Below are 20,402 nucleotides of genomic sequence, written 5' to 3' on the forward strand. Positions count from 1 at the left end.
GCCTTACGGTTCTGACGATCGAAATTTTTCTTTCAGAGTCGTCTGCGCCACACCCACTACATCTTGAGTCCCGCCTGAATCCGCGGACTCAACATCGTGTGCCGGACTCGTTCCGTTCCGCTTTTGGTAACCCTTCGCTAACCATGAATCGCTAGGATTCCCGCGGAGTCGCCGCTTGACGGGGGCCTGTGGATAACTCACCCTGAGGGTTCGCGAAGGGGGATCGAACGAAAATCATGGGCCAGACTGCCGAAAAGACCAGGGCGCGACTGCGCGCCGCCAGCGAGGCTGTGCGCGGGGAACTGCCGCTCGGGCGGATCCTCGATGGCGACTGCATCGAAGCGATGCGGACCATCCCCGATGCATCGGTCGACATGATCTTTGCCGATCCGCCCTATAACCTGCAGCTGGGCGGCGATCTTTCGCGGCCCGATGGCAGCCATGTCGATGCGGTGACCGATCACTGGGACCAGTTCGACAGCTTTGCCGCCTATGACAAGTTCAGCCGCGAATGGCTGACCGAGGCGCGCCGCGTGCTGCGGCCCAACGGCTCGCTGTGGGTGATCGGCAGCTATCACAACATCTTCCGGCTTGGCGCGATGCTCCAGGACATGGGGTTCTGGATCCTCAACGACGTGGTCTGGCGCAAGGCCAACCCGATGCCCAATTTCAAGGGTACCCGCTTCACCAATGCCCATGAAACGCTGATCTGGTGCTCGATGGGGGAGAAGGCCAAGTACACCTTCAATTACCGCGCAATGAAGACCCTCAACGACGAATTGCAGATGCGTTCGGACTGGGTTCTGCCGATCTGCGGCGGGCAGGAACGGCTCAAGAAGGGCGGCCACAAGGTCCATCCGACGCAAAAGCCCGAAGCGCTGCTCTACCGGGTGATGCTGGCGACAACCAACAAGGGCGACGTCGTGCTCGATCCGTTCTTCGGCACCGGCACGACCGGGGCGGTGGCCAAGCGGCTGGGCCGCGAATGGATCGGCTGCGAGCGTGAAAGCCTGTACCGCGAAGCCGCCTTGGAGCGGATCGAACTGGCCCTGCCGCTTGATGAGAGCGCGGTGACGACGATGCAGAGCCCCCGGGCCGCGACCCGCGTTGCCTTCGGCGCGCTGGTCGAAACCGGCTGGATTGCCCCAGGCACGGTCATCAGCGACAAGAAGCGCAAGGTCCAGGCCACGGTTCGCGCCGATGGCTCGCTGGTCTGCGGCGCCGACAGCGGCTCGATCCACGGCCTTGGTGCGAAACTGCAAGGCGCGCCAAGCTGCAACGGCTGGTCCTATTGGCACGTCGAGCATGAAGGTGAGATCAAGCCGCTCGACGCCATCCGCCAGCTCTATCTGCTCGCGACCGAGGACTGACCCTGCGCCATTACCTTCGCCCGATTGCCCTCGCCGAATCCCCGCAAAGCGAGGAGGGCGAGGCGCTGCGCCTGGCCGGCGGGCTGGTCTATGCCAGCCGCTTTGCCCTGATCGCGCGGGTCGGCGCCAAGGTCACCGCCCGCACGCGCTATTCGCTGCCCGAATTGCGCGCCGCGCTGGGCGACCTGCCAGAGGCAGTGCGCGAGCAGTTCGACAATCTGCAGCGCCTGCATCCCCCGCTTCAATGCGGCACGCGAACGATCCGGCTCGACCAGCCGCAAGTCATGGGCATTCTCAATGTCACGCCGGACAGCATGTCTGACGGCGGGCAGTTCATGGACAATCCCGACGTCGCCAATGCCCACGCCGCTGCCATGCTCGAGGCCGGGGCGGCGATCATCGATGTGGGCGGGGAAAGCACCCGCCCGGGCGCTGCAGCGGTGTGGGAGGGCGACGAGCTCAAGCGCGTCATCCCGGCGATCGAGCGCCTCGCAAAATCCGGTGCGGCGATCAGCATCGACAGCCGCCGTCCGGGTGTGATGGAAGCGGCGCTGGCCGCCGGCGCACACGTCCTCAACGACGTGTCCGCGCTGCGACACGATCCGCGCAGCCTGGAATTTGCGGCGCGATCCGGTGCGCCGGTGGTGCTGATGCACGCGCCGGGCGAGGGCGACGATCTGCACGCCGATGCGCGCTACACCGACGTCGTGCTCGACGTGTTCGACTGGCTTGTCGCCCGGCGCGATGCGGCGATTGCCGCCGGTATCGCGCGTGACAAGATCGTGCTCGATCCGGGCATCGGCTTCGGCAAGGACGTAGCGCAGAACCTGGCCCTGATAAACGCCCTGCCGCTGTTCCACGCGCTGGGCCAGCCGCTGCTGCTCGGCGCCAGCCGCAAACGGATGATCGGCGCCTTGTCGAACGAAGCCGCGGCGCACCAGCGCCTCGGCGGCAGCGTGGCGCTGGCGCTCAAGGGCATGGACGCCGGGGTGCAGTTGCTGCGGGTCCACGACGTCCCCGAAACGGTCCAGGCGCTGCGCGTCTGGCGCGGGCTCAGGGACGCCGCATTGACCGATTTCAGCCAGCTAGCCGGGTGACGCCGCCGAGCCGGCGAGCAGACCCCCGTCGACGTTGAATTCCGCCCCGGTGACATAAGCAGCTTCGTCCGAGGCGAGCATGACCGCGACAGCGGCCACTTCCGCAACCGTTCCGAAGCGCCGCAAGGGGGTATCGGCGACGAAGGCCGCCATGCGTTCGGCCCGGTCTGGGCCATCACCCAGCATCGCATCCCACATTTCGGTCAGGATCGCCGCGGGATGGAGCGAGTTGCAGCGGATCGCCCAGCCGTTCTGGGCACAGTACAGCGCCACCGACTTGGTGTGATTGCGCACTGCCGCCTTGGAACTGGCATAGGCTGCCGCGCCGGGGATGCCGACCAGTCCGGACCGTGACGAGACGTTGATTATCGAGCCGGTACCCTTGGCCTTCATCGCCCCGATTGCATAGCGGCAGCCCAGGAATGTCCCATCGAGGTTGGTGGCGTGGACCGCGCGCCAGTCGGCCAAGCTGGCGTGTTCAGGGTCGTGGGGACCGGTGGCGCTTTCGAAGCCGGTTATCCCGGCATTGTTGACCAGCACGTCGCAGGCCGGGACCTGTTTGGCCAGCGCGGCCCAGTCCGCTTCCGCGCGCACGTCGAGCGGCATGAAGCGGCAGCCGAGCGCGTCGGCACTGTGCTGACCTGCTTCGCGGTCGATATCGGTCAGGATGACAGTCGCGCCTTCATTGCTGAAGGCCTGACAAAGGGCGCGGCCAATGCCGCGGGAGCCGCCGGTGACGACGCACAGTTTTCCCTGAAGTCGGGGCATGAGAGTTCCTTTTGAATGCAATTGGTCGTTGGCGGCATCGCAGCCGCCTTTCGGGATCAATCCGCCGGGGCGGTGTCACTGGACCAATTGAGGAACTCCTGCATTTGCAGGCCCCGTAATAGCGCGGTCAGGCCGCGTCGCCAATCCCCAGCTCGCTGAGCTTGCGGTACAGTGTGGAGCGGCCGATGCCGAGGCGGCGGGCAACTTCGGTCATGCGGCCGCGGTAGTGGCCGATGGCAAGGCGGATCACGTCGGCTTCGATCTCTTCGAGCGGGCGCAGGTTGCCGTCGGTGGTGTAGAGCATCACCCCGACGCCCTCCTGTACCGGCGGCTGCGAACCGGGTGCACAGCCGATCAGGCTGGACAGCTGCGGGAAATCGTCGGCAGTCAGCGCATCGCCGTCGCAGAACACCGCAGCGCGGAAAAGTACGGCCTGCAACTGGCGGACGTTGCCCGGCCAGTCATAGGCAGCCAGCAAGGACAGTGCGCCGTCGGTGATGCCCAGCGCGCGCAGCCCCGGCTGCTCGCCGATCCGGGCCAGGAAGTGGCGCGCCAGTGCGGCAATGTCCCCGGTCCGTTCCCGCAGCGGCGGCAGATAGACCACCGCGCCCGACAGCGCGGTCAGCAGTTCGGGCAGGAAGTGACCGCCATCGACCATTTCCTTGAGCGGCAGGTTGCTTGCCGCAAGCAGCCGCACGTCGACCCGGAACGAATGGCGCGCCCCGATCGGACGAACGTCGCCGCGCTGGATCGATTCGAGCAGGCGCTGCTGAACGTGGACCGGCAGGCGGTCGATCTCGTCGAGCGCAAGCGTGCCGCCATCGGCATGCTGCAGTGCGCCGATGTGGCGATCGAACGCGCCAGGGAAGGCACCCTTTTCATGTCCGAACAACGCGGATTCGACCGAATTGGCGGGAATTCCGCCGATATTGAGCAGGCGGAACGGCAGCTTGGCGCGCGGGCTGGCGGCCTGCATCGCGCGGATCAGCATTTCCTTGCCGCTGCCGCTTTCGCCTTCGATCAGCACCGGGCTGTGGCCGCGCGCCGCCTTCGCGGCGATCGCCAGGGCGGTGCGGAAGGTTGGCGCAGCACCGATCATCGCGTCGAAGTCGGGGCTTGACGGCATCTTTTCCGTCATCGGTTGCAGTTCGTCGCGTGGTGCCTCGCGGGTGGTCGCCATGCGCAGTGCCAGCATCAGCCGGTCGGGGGCGACCGGCTTGATCAGATAGTCGGTGGCTCCGGCGCGCATCGCTTCGACCGCGAGCAGCGGCGAGGCGCTGGTGGTCAGCATCAGGATCGGCAGGGCCGGGCGGCGCGCCTTGAGTTCGGCAATCAGTTCGCAGGCATCATCGCCGGGAACCCATTGATCGAGCACGATGGCGTTGAGCTGCATCCCCTGGCGGGTGCCGAGCATGGCGATCGCGGTTTCCGAATCGCGCACCACCAGCACGCGCCAGCCCTCGCGCCCGGCAAGCGCGGTGATCAGCCGGCTTTGCGCCGGTTCATCGTCGATCAGCATCAAGGTGCGCTGTTCGAAATCCGCCATTGTCTTGCCGTAGGCCCCTCTGGTCTCGCCGCGGGGATAGCGCCGACGGGTAAAGAGGCGATTAAGGCTGCGAATTAGGTTCGATTTCGGGCCACTTGGGCCTTGAGGTGCCGCTGTCGTCCGGTTAGACGAACCCCAAGGCCGCGCGGCGGCGAAGATCTGGGGAATGGACATGGCCTCTGGCAACGACATCAAGGCGCACACTTCGACCTATTCGGGCTTCCTTGGCCTGGTGAAGTGGGGGATCGTGATTACGGCGCTGATCACCGCGCTTGTTGTCTTCCTGATCTCCTGAGCATCGCTGCCATGCGCATCGCGGTGCTGAAAGAACGCGCCGCCGGCGAAAGCCGCGTTGCCGCGACACCGGAAACCGTCAAGAAATTCATTGCTTTGGGTGCGGCAGTTGCCGTTGAATCCAAGGCTGGTCAAGGTGCCTCGATTGCCGATGCGGACTATGCCGCAGCCGGGGCCGAGATTGTTCACGCTGATGGCGCGGTCAAGGGCGCGGATATCGTGCTGGGCGTGCAGGGACCCGATCCGGCGCTGCTCAAAGGCGCCAATGCCGGGGCGTGGATCGTCGCGGGGCTCGATCCGTTCGGGCAGCGCGCGCGGATCGATGACTATGCCAATGGCGGGTTCGAAGCCCTGGCGATGGAATTCATGCCGCGCATCACCCGCGCACAGAGCATGGACATTCTTTCCAGCCAGTCGAACCTTGCCGGGTACAAGGCGGTGATCGAGGCGGCCGGGCAATATGGCCGGGCCTTTCCGATGATGATGACCGCAGCGGGCACGATCAGCGCCGCCAAGTGCTTCGTCATGGGCGTGGGTGTTGCCGGCCTTCAGGCGATCGCCACCGCGCGGCGGCTGGGCGCGCAGGTTTCTGCCACTGACGTCCGCTCGGCGACGAAGGAACAGATCCAGTCGCTTGGCGCCAAGGCGGTGTTTGTCGAAAGCGTTGCCGGTATCGAAGGCGAAGGCGCGGGGGGCTATGCCACGGAAATGAGCGAGGAGTATCAGAAGGCGCAGGCCGAACTGGTAAGCAGCCATATCGCCAAGCAGGATATCGTCATCACCACCGCGCTGATCCCGGGCCGCGCGGCGCCGCGCCTGATCACCGACGCCCAGATCGCGTCGATGAAGCCGGGCAGCGTGATCTTCGATCTGGCAGTGGCCCAGGGCGGGAACGTCGAAGGCAGCGTGGCCGATCAGGTCGTAGTCAAGCACGGCGTCAAGATCATCGGCTTTTCCAACACCGCGACGCACCTTGCGGCCGACGCCTCCGCGCTGTTCGCGCGCAACCTGTTCAATTTCCTTAGCGCGTTCTGGGACAAGGATGCGGGGCGGCCCGTGCTGGATGAAGAAATCGGCAATGCCGTGCGACTGACGCAGGACGGCAAGGTCGTCAACGAACGACTGCTGGGGGCGCAATAATGGACTTCATCTCGATCCTCTCGATCTTCGTCATGGCCTGCTTCGTGGGCTATTACGTGGTGTGGAGCGTCACCCCGGCGCTGCATACGCCGCTGATGGCGGTGACCAACGCGATCTCCTCGGTGATCATTGTCGGCGCACTGATCGCTTCCGCGGCAGCGGGGAGCGCTTCGTCGAAGTGGCTGGGGCTGCTGGCGGTGGTGCTGGCCAGCGTCAACATCTTCGGCGGTTTTGCCGTGACCGCGCGGATGCTGGCAATGTACAAGAAGAAGGAGAAGAAGTGATGGAGCACGCCGTCACTCCTTCCTGGGCATCGCTGGCATATCTCGCTTCGGGCGTCCTGTTCATTCTGGCGCTGCGCGGCCTGTCGAGCCCAAGCACCAGCCGCACCGGCAACCGCTTTGGCATGATCGGGATGCTGATTGCGGTGGTGACGACGCTTGTGGTTCACGAGCCGACCAAGCAGCAGCTACTCTCCAGTGGAGTCATCTTTGTTTTCACTGATTTCGCGGCTTATGCCCAAATCCTCGCCGCCATCGCCATTGGCGGCGCGATCGGCTGGATCACCGCGCGCAAGATCAAGATGACCGACATGCCGCAGCTCGTTGCAGCGTTTCACAGCCTCGTCGGCATGGCCGCGGTGCTGGTCGGTTGGGCCGCCTACCTTAACCCCGAAGCCTTCGGGATCGCCGCCTCGGCCGGGTTCATCATGCCGCAGAGCCGGCTCGAAATGGGACTTGGCATCGCCATCGGCGCAATCACCTTTTCTGGCTCGGTGATCGCCTTCCTCAAGCTCGCGGGCAAGATGAGCGGCGCGCCGATCATGCTGCCCGGACGCCACGTAATCAACCTCGCCACGCTCGCCGCGATCCTGGGTCTGACCGCCTATTTCATGACCGACCAGTCGCTGTGGGTGATCGCAACTGTCACCGCACTGGCCTTCATCATCGGCTTCCTGCTGATCATCCCGATCGGCGGGGCGGACATGCCGGTGGTGGTGTCGATGCTCAACTCTTACTCGGGCTGGGCGGCGGCGGCGATGGGCTTTACCCTCCACAACACCGCGATGATCATCACCGGGGCGCTGGTCGGCAGCTCGGGTGCGATCCTGTCCTACATCATGTGCAAGGCGATGAACCGCAGCTTCATCTCGGTGATCGCCGGCGGCTTCGGAGCCGAGGCCGGTCCGGCGGGCGAGGCCAAGGAGCAGCGCCCGTGGAAGCGCGGCAGCGCCGAGGACGCGGCCTACATGCTGGGCGAAGCCGAGAAGGTCATCATCATCCCCGGCTACGGCATGGCGGTCAGCCAGGCCCAGCACGCGCTGCGCGAAATGGGCGATCTGCTCAAGGCCAAGGGGGTCGAGGTCAAATATGCGATCCACCCGGTCGCGGGCCGGATGCCCGGGCACATGAACGTGCTGCTGGCCGAAGCCAACGTGCCGTATGACGAAGTGTTCGAGCTGGAAGACATCAATTCGGAATTCGCCACAGCCGACGTCGCCTTCATCATCGGCGCCAATGACGTGGTCAATCCGGCGGCGAAGACGGACAAGGCATCGCCGATCTATGGCATGCCGGTGTTCGATGTCGACAAGGCCAAGCAGGTGTTCTTCATCAAGCGTTCGATGGGCGGGGTCGGCTATGCCGGGGTCGACAACGACGTGTTCTACATGCCGCAGACCACCATGCTGCTGGCCGACGCAAAGAAGATGGTCGAGGACATCAACAAGGGCCTGGCGCACTAGACTGCAGCCATGAATGCCCCGCTGACCCGTTTTGGATTGCCGCAGCCAACGCCCGACGAGTTGGAAGGCCGCGCGCTCTATGGCGATGCCTTCACGCCTGAAGAGATGGCCCGGTGGTTCGCCAACGAGGAAGCGGGTTATCATGCCCTGGCGACGACGATCTATCAGTCTGGGGCCGACGATCCTTTTGAAAGCCTGCACAGCGACGCCTTCCATTTCTATCGCCATCTGAAGGGCAGGACCTGGCCCACCTGCCTGGCCTTTGGCTGCGCCGATGCCCGGGACGTCGAGGTTCTGGCGCCGCGGGTCGATCAGTTTATCGCGATCGAACCGGCCCGGGCCTGGTGGCGCGAGACAATTGGCGGGAAGCCCGCCCGGTTCATGGCGCCGCGCAGCGACGGCAAGATCGACCTGCCCGATGGCAGCGTCGATCTGGTCACGGTCTATTCCGTGCTGCATCACATTCCCAACGTCAGCACCGTGGTTGGCGAACTGGCGCGGGTGCTGCGCAGCGGCGGGCAGATGCTGCTGCGCGAACCGGCGGTGTCGATGGGCGATTTCACCCAGCCGCGGGTCGGGCTGACCGCGCACGAACGCGGCATTCCCCCGCGCCTGCTCGAACGCATGTTCGCGGCCAATGGCCTGACGATCGTGCGCCGCGCGCCGATGCGGGTCGGGGCTTTCTCAAAGGTGCTGGGCAAGTTGGGCCTGAACGCCAATTCGGCCACGGCGGTGCGCGCCGATGCCGTGCTGAGCCGCGTGCTGGGCTTCAATATGCGCTATTGGCGGCGCAACGTCCGCGACAGGCTGGGTCCGGCGACCATGGCCTACATCCTCGAAAAGGGCTGACCCGCGTGCTCAGAACCACCTTTGCCTTTGCCCTTATCGTCCTTGCCGCTGCCTGTGCGCCCAGCAAGCTGGCCTATGGCCAGGTCAAGAGCGCGATGATCGACGCCGGGCTGAGTGAGCCCAACGCCGCTTGCATGGCCACCCGGATGACCGACCGGCTGAGCCTGGGCCAGCTGCAAAAGCTCAAGCGGCTCAAAGGCGAGAAGAAGTCGCTGTGGGACTATGTGGCGGCTGTGCGCCGGGTTGGCGATGCCGAAGCGGTGTCGGTCACGGCCAGCTCCGCCGCGCTCTGCGCCAGCGGCTTGGCGACGGAGAAGAAGTAGGCGTTTCGCGCGGACCATTTTCTTGGTTCGAGTCCGGTTGACTTACACGCCTGTCAGTTCGAAACTCGCCGCCATGAGGATGCCCGCACTGATGATCGCTGCGGCCACGGCGCTTGCCCTGGCTGCCCCGCTCCACGCCAAGACGATCGAGGTCGCTGCCGGAGATGGCGCGCAGGCCCGCTTGCAGGAAGCGCTGATCCTGGCCCAGCCGGGCGACGTGGTGCAGCTGGGCGCGGGGCGCTTCGCCATGAGCGACGGGCTCTCGCTCGATGCCAAGGGGGTCACCGTACGCGGCATGGGCATGGACTCGACCGTGCTCGACTTTACCGGACAGAAGGGCGCGGGCGAGGGGCTGCTGGTCACTTCGGACGAGGTCACCCTGCGCGACTTCGCAGTCGAGAATGCCCATGGCGACGGGATCAAGTCGAAAGGCGCCGACAATATCGCCTACTACCGCGTCCGCGTGACCTGGACCGGCGGGCCCAAGGAAACCAATGGCGCCTATGGCATTTACCCGGTGCAGAGCACGGGCGTGCTGATCGATGGCTGCAAGGTGTCGGGCGCGTCCGACGCCGGGATCTATGTCGGCCAGTCCAGGGCGATCACCGTCCGTTACAACTATGTCGAGAACAACGTCGCCGGGATCGAGATCGAGAACAGCCGCGACGCGCTGGTCAGCGGCAATCTTGTGACGCGCAACACCGGGGGCATCCTGGTATTCGATCTGCCCGCGCTGCCGGTCATGGGCGGGGGCAATACCCTGATCGAGGGCAATACGGTCGTCGCCAACGATACGCCCAACTTTGCGCCCAAGGGCAATATCGTCGCCGGTGTGCCGCGCGGCACTGGTATCATGGTCATGGCCAACGAAATGGTCGCGGTTTCGGGCAACGTTCTGGTCGACAATCCGACCGCGCAAATCATGGTTGTGGCCTATCCCAATGCCTACCAGGACCCGCGCTATAACCCCTTGCCGCGGCGCATAGTGATTGGCGACAATCGAATCGTCGGCGGCGGCAACGAACCGCAGTTTCCCGGCGGCGATGCACTCAAGGCCCTGTTCGGCGGCAGTCTGCCGCCGCTGGTCTGGGACGGGCTTGGCGGCAAGGACGCGCTGATCGTCGGCACCAAGCTGTCCGGCCTGTCGCTCAACTTGCCCAAGCAGGGCGCTTCGCCCACCGAAGCAAAGCCAGAAGGGCTGGCCTTTGCCCCGATGGCGGCGGTTCTTCCGATGCCCGCCCCGGTCGGCGCGCCCACCGCGCTTGAGGCGCGGCTCAAGCGATGAAGCTGCTCGCCGCTGCCGTTCTGGTTGCTGCGCTGTCGGTTGCGGCACAGGCGGTGCCCTCGGTTGGCGTTTCCGCCACAGCGGTGACCGCGGAGGGCTATCCGGCCAATTTGTCCGAGTATGGCTTCTTTGCCGATGGCGCAAAGCAGGTGCCGGCAGCAGGCGTCACGCCCTATCGCATCCAGACGCCGCTGTGGTCGGACGGTGCGGAAAAGCTGCGCTTCGTCTTCGTTCCGCCCGGGCAGAAGGCGCATGCGCAAGGCGATGGCCTGCTTGATCTGCCGGTCGGATCGGCGCTGATCAAGACCTTCAAGATGCAAGGCCGGCTGATCGAAACCCGCGTCCTGCTGCACCGCGCCGACGGCTGGATCGGGCTGCCCTATCTGTGGAATGCCGAGCAGACCGAAGCGCGGCTGGCGCTGGCCGGGGCGCGGCTGGCGCTGACCACGCCGGCGGGACAGGCGATCGACTATGCCGTACCCAACAAGAACCAGTGTAAGGAATGCCATGCCGCCGGGGACGCCTTCACCCCGATCGGACCCAAGGCGCGCAACCTCTCCGCCGCCTGGCTGGCCGACTTTGCCAAGGCGGGCAGGCTCGACAAGGTGCCCGCGGTAAGCCGCCGCGTCCCCCTGTGGGAAGACCGGGCGAAAGTGCCGGTGGCGGATGCGGCGCGCGGCTGGCTCGATGCCAATTGCGCGCATTGCCACAAGCCGGATGGCGCGGCTTCGAACTCCGGTCTTTACCTCGGCTGGGACGTCACTGACCGCGCCGCGCTGGGCATCAACAAACGGCCGGTCGCCGCCGGTCGCGGATCGGGCACCTTTCTGTTCGACGTGGTTCCGGGCGATCCCGACCATTCGATCCTGGCCTATCGCCTTGCCAGCCTGGAAGGCGGCGTTGCCATGCCCGAACTCGGCCGTGCCAGCGTCGATCCCGCCGGTCTGGCGATAGTCCGCGCGTGGATAACGATGATGCGGTGAAGCCGCCGCTGGACCTGCTTGCTGCACTTGCGTAATGGGGCGCACGAAACAGGGCTGTCCCGGGAGTTATCTTTTGCGCAAATTCGGCCTGATCGGCGGCATGTCCTGGCTGTCGACCCGTACCTACTACGATCACATCAACAAGCTGGTCCAGGCCCGCGCCGGCTTTCCGTCGAGCGCGCCGCTGGTGATCGAAAGCCTTGACTTCGCGCCGCTTGCCCGGCTGTCGAGCGCCGAAGAGTGGGACCGCGCCGCAGAGGTGCTGGCTGACGCTGCCAGGCGGCTGGAACAGTCCGGCGCAACCGCGATGCTGATCGGTGCCAATTCGATGCACAAGGTCTATGACCAGGTCGCCGCTGCGGTGTCAGTTCCGGTGATCCACATCGCCGAATGCGTGGCCGAGCGAATGGCGGTGGCCAAGGTGCGCAAGGCCGCGCTGATCGGCACGCGCAACGTCATGCTGGAAAGCTTCTACCGGCAGAAGCTGATCGCCCGCGACATCGAACTGCTGCCGCCCGAGATGGCCTTCGTCGATACGCTTGACCGGATCATCTATGACGAACTGCTCAAGGGCCGGGTCACCCGTCAGGCCGAACGTGAACTCAAGACGATCATCACCAACGTCGCCCAGGACGGGGCCCAGGCAGTGGTGCTGGGCTGCACGGAACTGGAGATGATCGTCGACGTCGATGCCAACGTCCTGCCGATCTACGACTGCACCCGGATCCACGCCGAAGCCGCGGTGGAATGGATCATGGGCGAGGGGTGAACGCGCGCGCGCCATACGCTTCGGACCCGGCGCACAGCCGCGGGCGCGAGTTTCCGCTTGAGGCGGCATTGGCGCGCGGGCCGCGCAGTGCCTTTCAGCGCGACCGCGACCGGATCGTCCATTCGATCAGCTTCCGCCGGCTGCGCCACAAGACCCAGGTGTTCATAGCCCCGGACGGCGATCATTACCGCGTCCGCCTGACCCACAGCCTGGAAGTGGCGCAGATCGGCCGGGTGATCGCCCGCGCCCTGGGGCTGGACGAGGACCTGACCGAAGCGCTGTGCTTGGCGCACGATATCGGCCATCCGCCCTTCGGCCATGCCGGGGAAGATGCGCTGGACGCGGCGCTTGCCGCGCGCGGCGGGTTCGATCACAACGCCCATGCACTGCGCACGCTGATGCGTCTCGACAGCCCCTATATCGAACACGACGGGCTTAACCTGTCGTGGGAAGTGCTGGAAGGCCTGGCCAAGCACAACGGCCCGCTGGGCATGGTCAACTGGGCGCTGGAAGAGCTTGACGCGGCCTTTCCCCTGGCGCTGACCAGCTGGCCGTCGCTCGAGGCGCAGGTCGCGGCGCTGGCCGATGATATCGCCTATGACAACCACGACATCGACGATGGCCTGCGCGCCGGGTTCCTGACGCTCGACGAATTGATGAGCCAGCCCTTCGTGGCTGAGCAGTGGCACGCAATCGAACGCAAGTTTCCCCACGCCCCCAAGGATCGCAAGCTGCGCGAACTGGTCCGCAGTCAGATCGGACTAATGGTCAATGACGTGATCGGCGAGACCGCGGCGCGGGCGCAGGGCATGGCCTCGCCTGCCGACGTGCGCGGGTCAGGGCGCGCCACTGCTGCCTTTTCCGCCGCACTCGCCGAGGAGGAACGCGGCCTCAAGCGTTTCATGTATGACCGGCTCTATCACCATCCGCAGCAGCTTCAGACGGCGGAGCGGGCGCGCCTGGTTACTGCCGGACTGTTCGCCGCCTATTCGCAGCAGCCCGAGCTAATGGCGGAAAGCTGGGAATGCTGCCTGCCCGAGCATGAGCCGCAGACCAGCCGCCATATCGCCGATTACATCGCCGGCATGACTGACCGCTTCGCCATTTCCGAATATGCCCGAATCTTCGGCAAGACGCCTGAGGGACTGAGCAATGTCTGACCCGATCCGCATCGCCCTGGTCGGGGCGACCGGTATGATCGGACAGAGCTTGATCCGCCTGGCAGTTGGCCGCAGCGATCTTCGCCTTGTTGCCGTGGCGCGCCGCGAAGTGCCGCTGCCGCCGGGCGCGCGGATGGAAGTGCTGGTCGCCGAACCGGACAACTGGGCCGACGCCATCGCCGCGACCAATGCCGATGTGCTGGTCTGCGCGCTGGGCACCACGATCAGGAAGGTCGGCGGCGATCAGGCTGCGTTCCGCGCCGTCGATCAGGATCTGGTCCTGGCCGTCGCCCGCGCAGCCAAGGCCGCGGGCGTGCGCCAGACGATCGTCGTTTCGTCAATCGGGGCCGATATGGCGGCCAAGAACTTTTACCTTCGGGTCAAGGGTGAGGTCGAGCAGGCGTTGGGCAAGATCGGGCTGACCCGGCTCGATATCCTCCGTCCCGGTCTGCTGCGGGGCGCGCGGGGTGAAACGCGGGTGGCCGAGCGCATGGCGATGATCGCCAGCCCGCTGACCGATCTGTTGCTCCACGGCTCGCTGCGCAAGTATCGCTCGGTTCGGGCCGATACGGTGGCGCGGGCGATCATCGGCCTTTCGAAAGAGAAGGCCGCCGGGCGGTTCGTTTTCGAACATGACGCGATCCTTCGCGCGGCGCGGCGCGGGGACTAGTATTTTTTCCGATTGGGGAAAGAATTTTTGCTAATGATTGACTTGGCGCACCGCTCTGGGCATCGCGCCACTGTCGCTGATCGCGCGGGAGAGCTTCGTTGATTCGTCAACGGACGCCGAAGGAGCAACCGCCCCGGAATCTCTCAGGCTAACGGACCGCGTGGATCGATAGCGACGCTCTGGAAAGTGTTCCTGGTTCGCCAGGGGCCGCCGAAGGGGTAACCCGGTCGCAGCGATCGGGGAAAGCTCTCAGGTTTCCGTGACAGAGGGGGCACGTGGCATTTTGTCCTGTGCGGAGCTCTGTCCTGTGTCCGAAGACGATCAATACGTAGAACCCGACGTGCAGACCCTGCCTCTCGACGCGTGGCACCGCGCGCTAGGCGGGCGCATGGTCGAATTCGCCGGCTACTGGATGCCGGTGCAGTACGATGGCGAAGGCGGGGGCATCCTGACCGAACACCTGTGGACTCGCGAAAGCGCCGGGCTGTTCGATGTCAGCCACATGGGCCAGCTCTACATCTCCGGCGACGGGGTCGAGGCAGCGCTCGAGGCCGTGCTGCCGATCGATCTGGCCACGCTCAAGCCCTATGCCCCGCGCTACTCGCTGCTGCTGGACGAAAATGGTGGGATCCTTGACGACCTGATGGTCACCCGCTGGGAAACCGGGTTCTACCTGGTGGTCAACGGTGCGACCAAGTGGGACGACATCGCCCACCTGCGCGAAAGCCTGCCCGACGAAGTCAATATCATGCACCTCGATGACAGCGCCTTGCTGGCGCTGCAGGGCCCCAAGGCGGTCGACGCCTTGGCGCGCATCGCCAAAGGGGAGATGCCGCTGACAGCGCTGACCTTCATGAAGGGCGGCACCTTCAAGATTGCCGGGATCGATGCCTGGATCAGCCGCTCGGGCTATACCGGCGAGGACGGCTTCGAGATTTCGATACCGGCGGAGAACGCCGCGCAGATCGCCGAACTGATCGCCCAGCAGCCCGAAGTGCACCCGATTGGCCTTGGCGCGCGTGACAGCCTGCGGCTGGAAGCGGGCCTGCCGCTCTACGGCCATGACCTTAGCCCCGAAACCAGCCCGATCGAAGCCGATCTGCTGTTCGCCATCAACAAGCGCCGCCGCAGCGAAGGCGGTTTCCCCGGCGCCGGACGGATCCTGCCGCAAATCGCCGGCGGTGCCCCGCGTAAGCGGGTCGGGCTGGCGCTCGACGGCCGACAAGCCGCGCGTGAGGGGGCAGAGGTCTATGCTGGAAATCAGAAAGTTGGAGTTCTGACTTCGGGTGGATTCTCGCCAAGCCTCGGTCACCCGATCGCCATGGCCTATGTCGATGCCGCCCATGCCGCACCTGACACGACCCTTGATATCGACGTGCGCGGCAAGCGTCTGCCAGCGCGCGTCGTGCCCATGCCCTTTGTCCCCCACCGCTATAATCGCTGAGGAGCCGCAAAATGCCCCGCTATTTCACCCAGGACCACGAATGGATCGACGTTGACGGCGACACCGGCACCATCGGTATCACTGATTATGCGCAAGGCCAGTTGGGCGACATCACCTATGTCGACCTTCCCGCCGCCGGAGCCGCAGTAAAGAAGGGCGATGCCCCCTGTGTGGTCGACAGCGTCAAGGCCGCCAGCGATGTCTACTCGCCGGTGTCCGGCACGGTTAGCGAAAGCAACGCCGCGTTGGAAGGCGAACCCGAGCTGGTCAACACCGATCCTGAACAGGGCGGCTGGCTGTTCCGCGTGACGCTGAGCGACGCCGGCGAGCTGGGCGGCCTGATGGACCGGGCGGCATACGACGCCTACGTCGCGGAGCTCTAAAGCCGATGCGCTACCTTCCCCTGACGCCTGCCGACCGCAGCGAAATGCTCGGCGTCATCGGCGTCGCGACGGTCGATGACCTGTTCGCCGACGTGCCCACGGAAGCGCGGCTCGCCGGGCCGATTGCCGGTCTGCCGATGCATGCCAGCGAAATGGCGGTAGAGCGTCACATGGGCGCTCTGGCGGCGAAGAACCTCAGCGCCGGGGCGGCGCCGTTCTTTCTGGGGGCGGGGGCCTATCGCCATCACATTCCGGCCTCGGTCGATCACCTGATCCAACGCGGCGAGTTCCTGACCGCTTATACGCCCTATCAGCCCGAAATCGCCCAGGGTACCCTGCAAGTGCTGTTCGAATTCCAGACGCAGGTTGCCCGGCTGTTCGGCGTGGATGTCGCCAATGCGTCGATGTACGACGGTTCGACCGCGTGCTGGGAAGCGGTGGCGATGGCCGGGCGCATCACCAAGCGCAAGAAGGCGGTGATCGACCGCGGGCTGCACCCGCACTACGTCGCTACGGCGCGAACCATGGCCAAGTTCACGGGCGACATCATCGACTACAAGGCACCCAAGCTTGAGGCCGAGCCGGATACGGCCGGGGTGATCGCGGCGATCGACGGTGAGACCAGCTGCGTCGTGGTGCAATATCCCGATCTGCTTGGCCGCGTGCCCGATCTGGCCGCGATTGCTGAGGCGGCACACGCCGCGGGCGCGCTGCTGGTCGCGGTGGTGACCGAGCCGGTCGCGCTTGGCCTGCTCGAAGCGCCGGGGCACCTGGGTGCCGATATCGTCGTCGGCGAAGGCCAGGCGATCGGCGTGGGCTTGCAGTTCGGCGGACCCTACCTTGGCCTGTTCGGCTGCCGCGAGAAGTTCATGCGGCAAATGCCCGGACGGCTGTGCGGCGAAACCGTTGACGCCGAGGGCAAGCGCGGCTTCGTCCTCACCCTCTCGACCCGCGAGCAGCACATCCGGCGCGAGAAGGCGACGAGCAATATCTGCACCAATGCAGGACTTTGTGCGCTGGCCTTCAGCATTCACATGACATTGCTGGGCGGGGAAGGGCTGGAGCAACTGGCCCTGGTCAACCACGCCCGTGCGCAGGATCTGGCTGAGCGATTGGACCGGGTGCCTGGGGTTACCGTGCTAAGCGGTGCCTACTTCAACGAATTCACCGTGGTCCTGCCGAGCGACGCCCGTGACGTCGTCCGCGCTCTTGCCGATCGTCAGGTTCTCGGCGGGGTCTCGCTCGGCCGCCTCTATCCTGACGAGCAAAGTCTGGCCCACGGCCTGCTTGTCACCGCAACCGAATGCACCACGGCCGAGGATATCGAAGCCCTGGCCACTGCCCTGGAAGGAGTTCTGGCATGAGCGCCGTAAACGCCGCCGGATGGCGTCCCGAAATGGGTCCGGCGCAGCATCCCGATCACGAGGCGTCGGCCCTCGTCACAGCCAGCGGTGACCGCGGACTTATGCTGGAAGAGCCGCTGATCTTCGAACTGGGCCGGCCCGGCTCGACCGGCGTAGATATCGATCCGGCCAGTCGCGCGCCGTCGTCAGCGCTGGCGAAATTCCGGCGCAAGGCCGCACCGGCGTTGCCTGGCCTGACCGAGCCCGAAACCGTGCGGCACTACACGCGTCTGTCGCGCCAGAATTATGGCATCGATCTCGGCCCGTTTCCGCTGGGTTCGTGCACGATGAAGCACAACCCGCGGCTGAACGAGAAGGTCGCGCGGATGCCAGGCTTTGCCGATCTTCACCCGCTGGCCCCGCAGCAGACGGTGCGTGGCGCACTGGAAGTGATCAATGAGCTGGCCCACTGGCTGATCGAGCTGACCGGCATGCACGGCGTGGCGATGACGCCCAAGGCCGGCGCCCATGGCGAGCTCTGCGGGGTGCTGTGCATCAAGGCGGCGCTGCAGGCCCGGGGCGAGGACCGCAGGGTCATGCTGGTACCCGAAAGCGCCCACGGCACCAATCCCGCCACCGCGGCCTTTGCCGGTTTTGCGATCGAGAACATCCCCGCCACTGCGGAAGGCCGTGTCGATCTCGCCGCACTGAAAGCCCGACTGGGGCCGGACGTGGCCGGGGTGATGATCACAAATCCAAATACTTGCGGCCTGTTCGAACGCGATCTTAAAGTGATTTCCGAAGCGGTGCACGCCGCCGGCGGCTATGTCTATTGCGATGGAGCGAACTTCAACGCGATCGTCGGCAAGGTCCGTCCCGGCGACCTTGGCGTGGATGCGATGCACATCAACCTGCACAAGACCTTCTCCACGCCGCATGGCGGCGGCGGTCCGGGATCGGGGCCGGTGGTGCTGTCCGAAGCGCTCAGCCCCTATGGCCCGCTGCCCTATACCGCGCGCACCGCCGACGGTATCGTGCACCTGGTCGAGGAAGAGGATGCAGCGGCCATGGGTCATGCCGAATCGTTCGGGCGGATGGCGGCGTTCCACGGCCAGATGGGCATGTTCACCCGCGCGCTGACCTATATCCTCAGCCATGGGGCCGACGGTCTGCGCCAGGTGGCCGAGGATGCCGTGCTCAATGCCAACTATGTCCTGCGCAGTCTGGACAATGTGCTCGACGCGCCGTTCGGGGCCAGCGGGCCGTGCATGCACGAAGCGCTGTTCAGCGACGACAACCTGCCCGAAGGGTTTTCCACGCTCGACATCGCCAAGGGCCTGATCGACGAGGGGTTCCACCCGATGACGGTCTATTTCCCCCTGGTGGTTCACGGCGCGATGCTGATCGAGCCGACCGAAACCGAGAGCAAGGCCGGGCTTGACCGCTTTATCGGTTCGATGCGCAGGCTGGCCGAACGGGCCAAGGCCAGCGACGCCAGCCTCAAGACCGCACCGCATTTCGCACCGCGGCGGCGGCTGGACGAGACCCAGGCTGCGCGTAAGCCCGTGCTGAGCTGGCAAGGTGCCTGATGCGATGTGGCAAACGCTGTTCTCGCTGACCAACGTCGTCGCGGTGCTGGGCTGGACCGCCTTGCTGGTCCTGCCCCGCGCAGCACTGGTGCGCAGTGCGATCATGTTCGCCGGCGTCGGCCTGCTATGCCTGGTCTATGTGGTGCTGTTTGCCTTGCTGATCAGCGGATCGGTCGATCCCGCTGCCGTCGCCGGGAGTGACGGAGGCATGAAAAGCTACTCTATCGCGGGGATCAGAGGCCTGTTCCTGTCAGACGGCGGGATTGTGTTGGGCTGGACCCACTATCTGGCTTTCGATCTGTTTACCGGGCTGTGGATCGCGTCAGACGCCGATAACAAGGGTTATAGCCGATTTACGCAGGCCCCCTTTCTGGTCGCTACCTTCCTGGCGGGACCGATCGGTCTGTTCTTCTGGCTACTCATTCGCGAACGCCGCGCCCGCGCCGTGGCGCGGGCCGCGGGCGGACGCTGAGACTTAGTTGATCGCCTTGTCGCCGGCCTGACCAACCGATTCGATATCGCGACCAACGCCCTTGACGGTGTTGCAGGCGGTAGCGGTAAGGGCGATGCCGGCGGCGCCGAGGATAAGAACAAATTTGCGGATCATGCTTGGTTCCTTCGATCTGTTTCGGCCGGAATGGTACTCCGGTCGTCGCGCGGTGCAATAGCGACGCGTTCCATCGTCGAAAACGTCTGAAGGCACCCTCAGGTTCCCGATTGCGGCAGAACGCTACTCATTCGCGACGGATGCGAGTGGTGAGGGGATGCGCGAAAGATGATGTTCGCGCCAGGCGATCAGAACGCCGGCCCCGATGATCAAGGGCGCTCCCAGCCAGGTCGTGGCTGGCGGGATCTGGTCCCACACCAGCCAGCCGTAAAGCGTTGCCCAGATCAGCGAAGAATAGTCCATCACGATGACGCTGGCGACCTGGCCAAAGCGCAAGGCCGCGGTCAGCAACAGTTGGGCAATGCAGCCCAGAACGCCGATCGTGATCAGCAGCAGCCACTGGAACGGGCTGTGCGCGGTGCTGAAAAATGGCAGGCCCAAGACAAAGACCACGCTCGACAGGGCAGAGAACCAGAAGACGATGGCAATGGGCTCTTCGGTGCGCGACAGGTCGCGAATCTGGATGGAGATCAAGGCGACCATGAAGGCTGCGCCAAGTCCCACGGCTGTGCCGAACGGGGGCATGTGGGCATGGCCGGGCTGGGCGATGATGACAATTCCGGCAAAGCCCGCGGCGACAGCGCTCCAGCGCCACGGCCCGATCCGTTCGGACAGGATAAGCGCCGACAGAACGACCGCGAACAGCGGAGTCGTAAAGCTGAGCGTGGTCGATTCCGCCAGCGGCAGCAGCAGCGGTGCGCCGAAGGTCATGACCATGCCGATCATCCCCAGCACTGCCCGGCGGACATGGGCGGACATCCGCCTTGACCGCAATCGGGCCAACTGGCCCTGCGCGGCAAGCCATAGCGCCAGGATCGGCACCGTCGGCGCGGCGCGCCAGAACAGGATTTCGCCAAAGCGGACCCCGGTGCCGGCCGTATACTTGACCAGCATGATCAGCGTCGCCAGCGCGAAGGCCGCGGCCAGGCGCAGCATCAGGGCAAGGGCAGGACGCTGGACGACGGGCACGCCGATGCT

At 65.3% G+C, this 20,402-nt stretch carries 22 protein-coding genes and 2 riboswitches; of the genes, 18 read left to right on the forward strand and 4 right to left on the reverse strand.

Annotated elements, in window-relative coordinates:
- The first annotated feature begins 236 nt into the window (after positions 1 to 236).
- Positions 237 to 1,370, forward strand: a complete 1,134-nt coding sequence (locus ACFFF7_RS14380) for a site-specific DNA-methyltransferase (protein WP_379482047.1) — start codon at positions 237 to 239, stop codon at positions 1,368 to 1,370.
- Complete coding sequence (folP, locus tag ACFFF7_RS14385; RefSeq protein ID WP_379482365.1) at positions 1,367 to 2,467, forward strand: dihydropteroate synthase; 1,101 nt, start codon at positions 1,367 to 1,369, stop codon at positions 2,465 to 2,467. The genes ACFFF7_RS14380 and folP overlap by 4 nt, the downstream gene beginning before the upstream one ends.
- Here the strand turns inward: folP and ACFFF7_RS14390 are convergent.
- Together ACFFF7_RS14390 and ACFFF7_RS14395 are read right to left on the reverse strand one after the other, a co-directional pair.
- Positions 2,456 to 3,235 (reverse strand): SDR family oxidoreductase, encoded by a 780-nt coding sequence (locus ACFFF7_RS14390; RefSeq protein WP_379482048.1) that lies wholly within the window; start codon positions 3,233 to 3,235, stop codon positions 2,456 to 2,458. The genes folP and ACFFF7_RS14390 overlap by 12 nt on opposite strands.
- Positions 3,236 to 3,362: 127 nt before the next feature.
- Complete coding sequence (locus ACFFF7_RS14395; protein ID WP_379482049.1) at positions 3,363 to 4,781, reverse strand: sigma-54-dependent transcriptional regulator; 1,419 nt, start codon at positions 4,779 to 4,781, stop codon at positions 3,363 to 3,365.
- A gap of 166 nt (positions 4,782 to 4,947) precedes the next feature.
- On the opposite strand from ACFFF7_RS14395, the gene ACFFF7_RS14400 reads away from it, so the two are divergent.
- The 16 genes from ACFFF7_RS14400 (at position 4,948) to ACFFF7_RS14475 (ending at position 19,229) form a co-directional block, all read left to right on the forward strand.
- Positions 4,948 to 5,076 (forward strand): aa3-type cytochrome c oxidase subunit IV, encoded by a 129-nt coding sequence (locus tag ACFFF7_RS14400; RefSeq protein ID WP_379482050.1) that lies wholly within the window; start codon positions 4,948 to 4,950, stop codon positions 5,074 to 5,076.
- An 11-nt stretch (positions 5,077 to 5,087) separates the two neighbouring features.
- Entirely contained in the window at positions 5,088 to 6,215 is a 1,128-nt protein-coding gene (locus ACFFF7_RS14405) for an NAD(P) transhydrogenase subunit alpha (protein WP_379482051.1), read from the forward strand.
- Positions 6,215 to 6,499, forward strand: a complete 285-nt coding sequence (locus ACFFF7_RS14410) for an NAD(P) transhydrogenase subunit alpha part 2 (RefSeq protein ID WP_379482052.1) — start codon at positions 6,215 to 6,217, stop codon at positions 6,497 to 6,499. Before ACFFF7_RS14405 ends, ACFFF7_RS14410 begins: the two co-directional genes overlap by 1 nt.
- A complete protein-coding gene (locus ACFFF7_RS14415; RefSeq protein WP_379482053.1) occupies positions 6,499 to 7,959 on the forward strand; it encodes an NAD(P)(+) transhydrogenase (Re/Si-specific) subunit beta in 1,461 nt (486 codons plus the stop codon). The genes ACFFF7_RS14410 and ACFFF7_RS14415 overlap by 1 nt, the downstream gene beginning before the upstream one ends.
- 9 nt (positions 7,960 to 7,968) lie before the next feature.
- Complete coding sequence (locus ACFFF7_RS14420; RefSeq protein WP_379482054.1) at positions 7,969 to 8,808, forward strand: class I SAM-dependent methyltransferase; 840 nt, start codon at positions 7,969 to 7,971, stop codon at positions 8,806 to 8,808.
- A gap of 5 nt (positions 8,809 to 8,813) precedes the next feature.
- Positions 8,814 to 9,131 (forward strand): hypothetical protein, encoded by a 318-nt coding sequence (locus ACFFF7_RS14425; protein WP_379482055.1) that lies wholly within the window; start codon positions 8,814 to 8,816, stop codon positions 9,129 to 9,131.
- Between the two features lie 73 nt (positions 9,132 to 9,204).
- The gene (locus tag ACFFF7_RS14430; RefSeq protein WP_379482056.1) at positions 9,205 to 10,416 is read left to right on the forward strand and encodes a parallel beta-helix domain-containing protein; all 1,212 of its coding nucleotides are present in this window, start codon (positions 9,205 to 9,207) and stop codon (positions 10,414 to 10,416) included.
- A complete protein-coding gene (locus ACFFF7_RS14435; RefSeq protein WP_379482057.1) occupies positions 10,413 to 11,399 on the forward strand; it encodes an SO2930 family diheme c-type cytochrome in 987 nt (328 codons plus the stop codon). The genes ACFFF7_RS14430 and ACFFF7_RS14435 overlap by 4 nt, the downstream gene beginning before the upstream one ends.
- 73 nt (positions 11,400 to 11,472) lie before the next feature.
- The gene (locus tag ACFFF7_RS14440; protein WP_379482058.1) at positions 11,473 to 12,168 is read left to right on the forward strand and encodes an aspartate/glutamate racemase family protein; all 696 of its coding nucleotides are present in this window, start codon (positions 11,473 to 11,475) and stop codon (positions 12,166 to 12,168) included.
- Entirely contained in the window at positions 12,147 to 13,328 is a 1,182-nt protein-coding gene (locus ACFFF7_RS14445; RefSeq protein ID WP_379482059.1) for a deoxyguanosinetriphosphate triphosphohydrolase, read from the forward strand. The genes ACFFF7_RS14440 and ACFFF7_RS14445 overlap by 22 nt, the downstream gene beginning before the upstream one ends.
- Positions 13,321 to 13,998, forward strand: coding sequence for an NAD(P)H-binding protein (locus ACFFF7_RS14450; RefSeq protein ID WP_379482060.1), 678 nt, complete (start codon positions 13,321 to 13,323; stop codon positions 13,996 to 13,998). The genes ACFFF7_RS14445 and ACFFF7_RS14450 overlap by 8 nt, the downstream gene beginning before the upstream one ends.
- Before the next feature lie 75 nt (positions 13,999 to 14,073).
- A riboswitch (glycine riboswitch) is annotated at positions 14,074 to 14,167 on the forward strand.
- A riboswitch (glycine riboswitch) is annotated at positions 14,168 to 14,274 on the forward strand.
- A 31-nt stretch (positions 14,275 to 14,305) separates the two neighbouring features.
- Complete coding sequence (gene gcvT / locus ACFFF7_RS14455) at positions 14,306 to 15,442, forward strand: glycine cleavage system aminomethyltransferase GcvT (RefSeq protein ID WP_379482061.1); 1,137 nt, start codon at positions 14,306 to 14,308, stop codon at positions 15,440 to 15,442.
- A gap of 11 nt (positions 15,443 to 15,453) precedes the next feature.
- Positions 15,454 to 15,825, forward strand: coding sequence for a glycine cleavage system protein GcvH (gcvH, locus tag ACFFF7_RS14460; RefSeq protein ID WP_379482062.1), 372 nt, complete (start codon positions 15,454 to 15,456; stop codon positions 15,823 to 15,825).
- Positions 15,826 to 15,830: 5 nt separating this feature from the next.
- Positions 15,831 to 17,189 carry an aminomethyl-transferring glycine dehydrogenase subunit GcvPA gene (gene gcvPA / locus ACFFF7_RS14465; RefSeq protein ID WP_379482063.1) on the forward strand — a complete coding sequence of 453 codons (1,359 nt, stop codon included), beginning with the start codon at positions 15,831 to 15,833 and terminating at the stop codon, positions 17,187 to 17,189.
- A complete protein-coding gene (gene gcvPB, locus ACFFF7_RS14470) occupies positions 17,186 to 18,757 on the forward strand; it encodes an aminomethyl-transferring glycine dehydrogenase subunit GcvPB (RefSeq protein WP_379482064.1) in 1,572 nt (523 codons plus the stop codon). Before gcvPA ends, gcvPB begins: the two co-directional genes overlap by 4 nt.
- Before the next feature lie 4 nt (positions 18,758 to 18,761).
- Positions 18,762 to 19,229, forward strand: a complete 468-nt coding sequence (locus tag ACFFF7_RS14475) for an ABA4-like family protein (protein ID WP_379482065.1) — start codon at positions 18,762 to 18,764, stop codon at positions 19,227 to 19,229.
- Between the two features lie 3 nt (positions 19,230 to 19,232).
- Here the strand turns inward: ACFFF7_RS14475 and ACFFF7_RS14480 are convergent, their stop codons facing one another.
- Together ACFFF7_RS14480 and ACFFF7_RS14485 are read right to left on the reverse strand one after the other, a co-directional pair.
- Positions 19,233 to 19,364, reverse strand: coding sequence for an entericidin A/B family lipoprotein (locus tag ACFFF7_RS14480; RefSeq protein ID WP_379482066.1), 132 nt, complete (start codon positions 19,362 to 19,364; stop codon positions 19,233 to 19,235).
- 123 nt (positions 19,365 to 19,487) lie between these two features.
- Positions 19,488 to 20,393, reverse strand: a complete 906-nt coding sequence (locus ACFFF7_RS14485) for a DMT family transporter (protein WP_379482067.1) — start codon at positions 20,391 to 20,393, stop codon at positions 19,488 to 19,490.
- Between the last annotated feature and the right edge of the window lie 9 nt (positions 20,394 to 20,402).

The sequence above is a fragment of the Novosphingobium aquiterrae genome, assembly GCF_042434435.1.
Classification (GTDB): domain Bacteria; phylum Pseudomonadota; class Alphaproteobacteria; order Sphingomonadales; family Sphingomonadaceae; genus Novosphingobium; species Novosphingobium aquiterrae.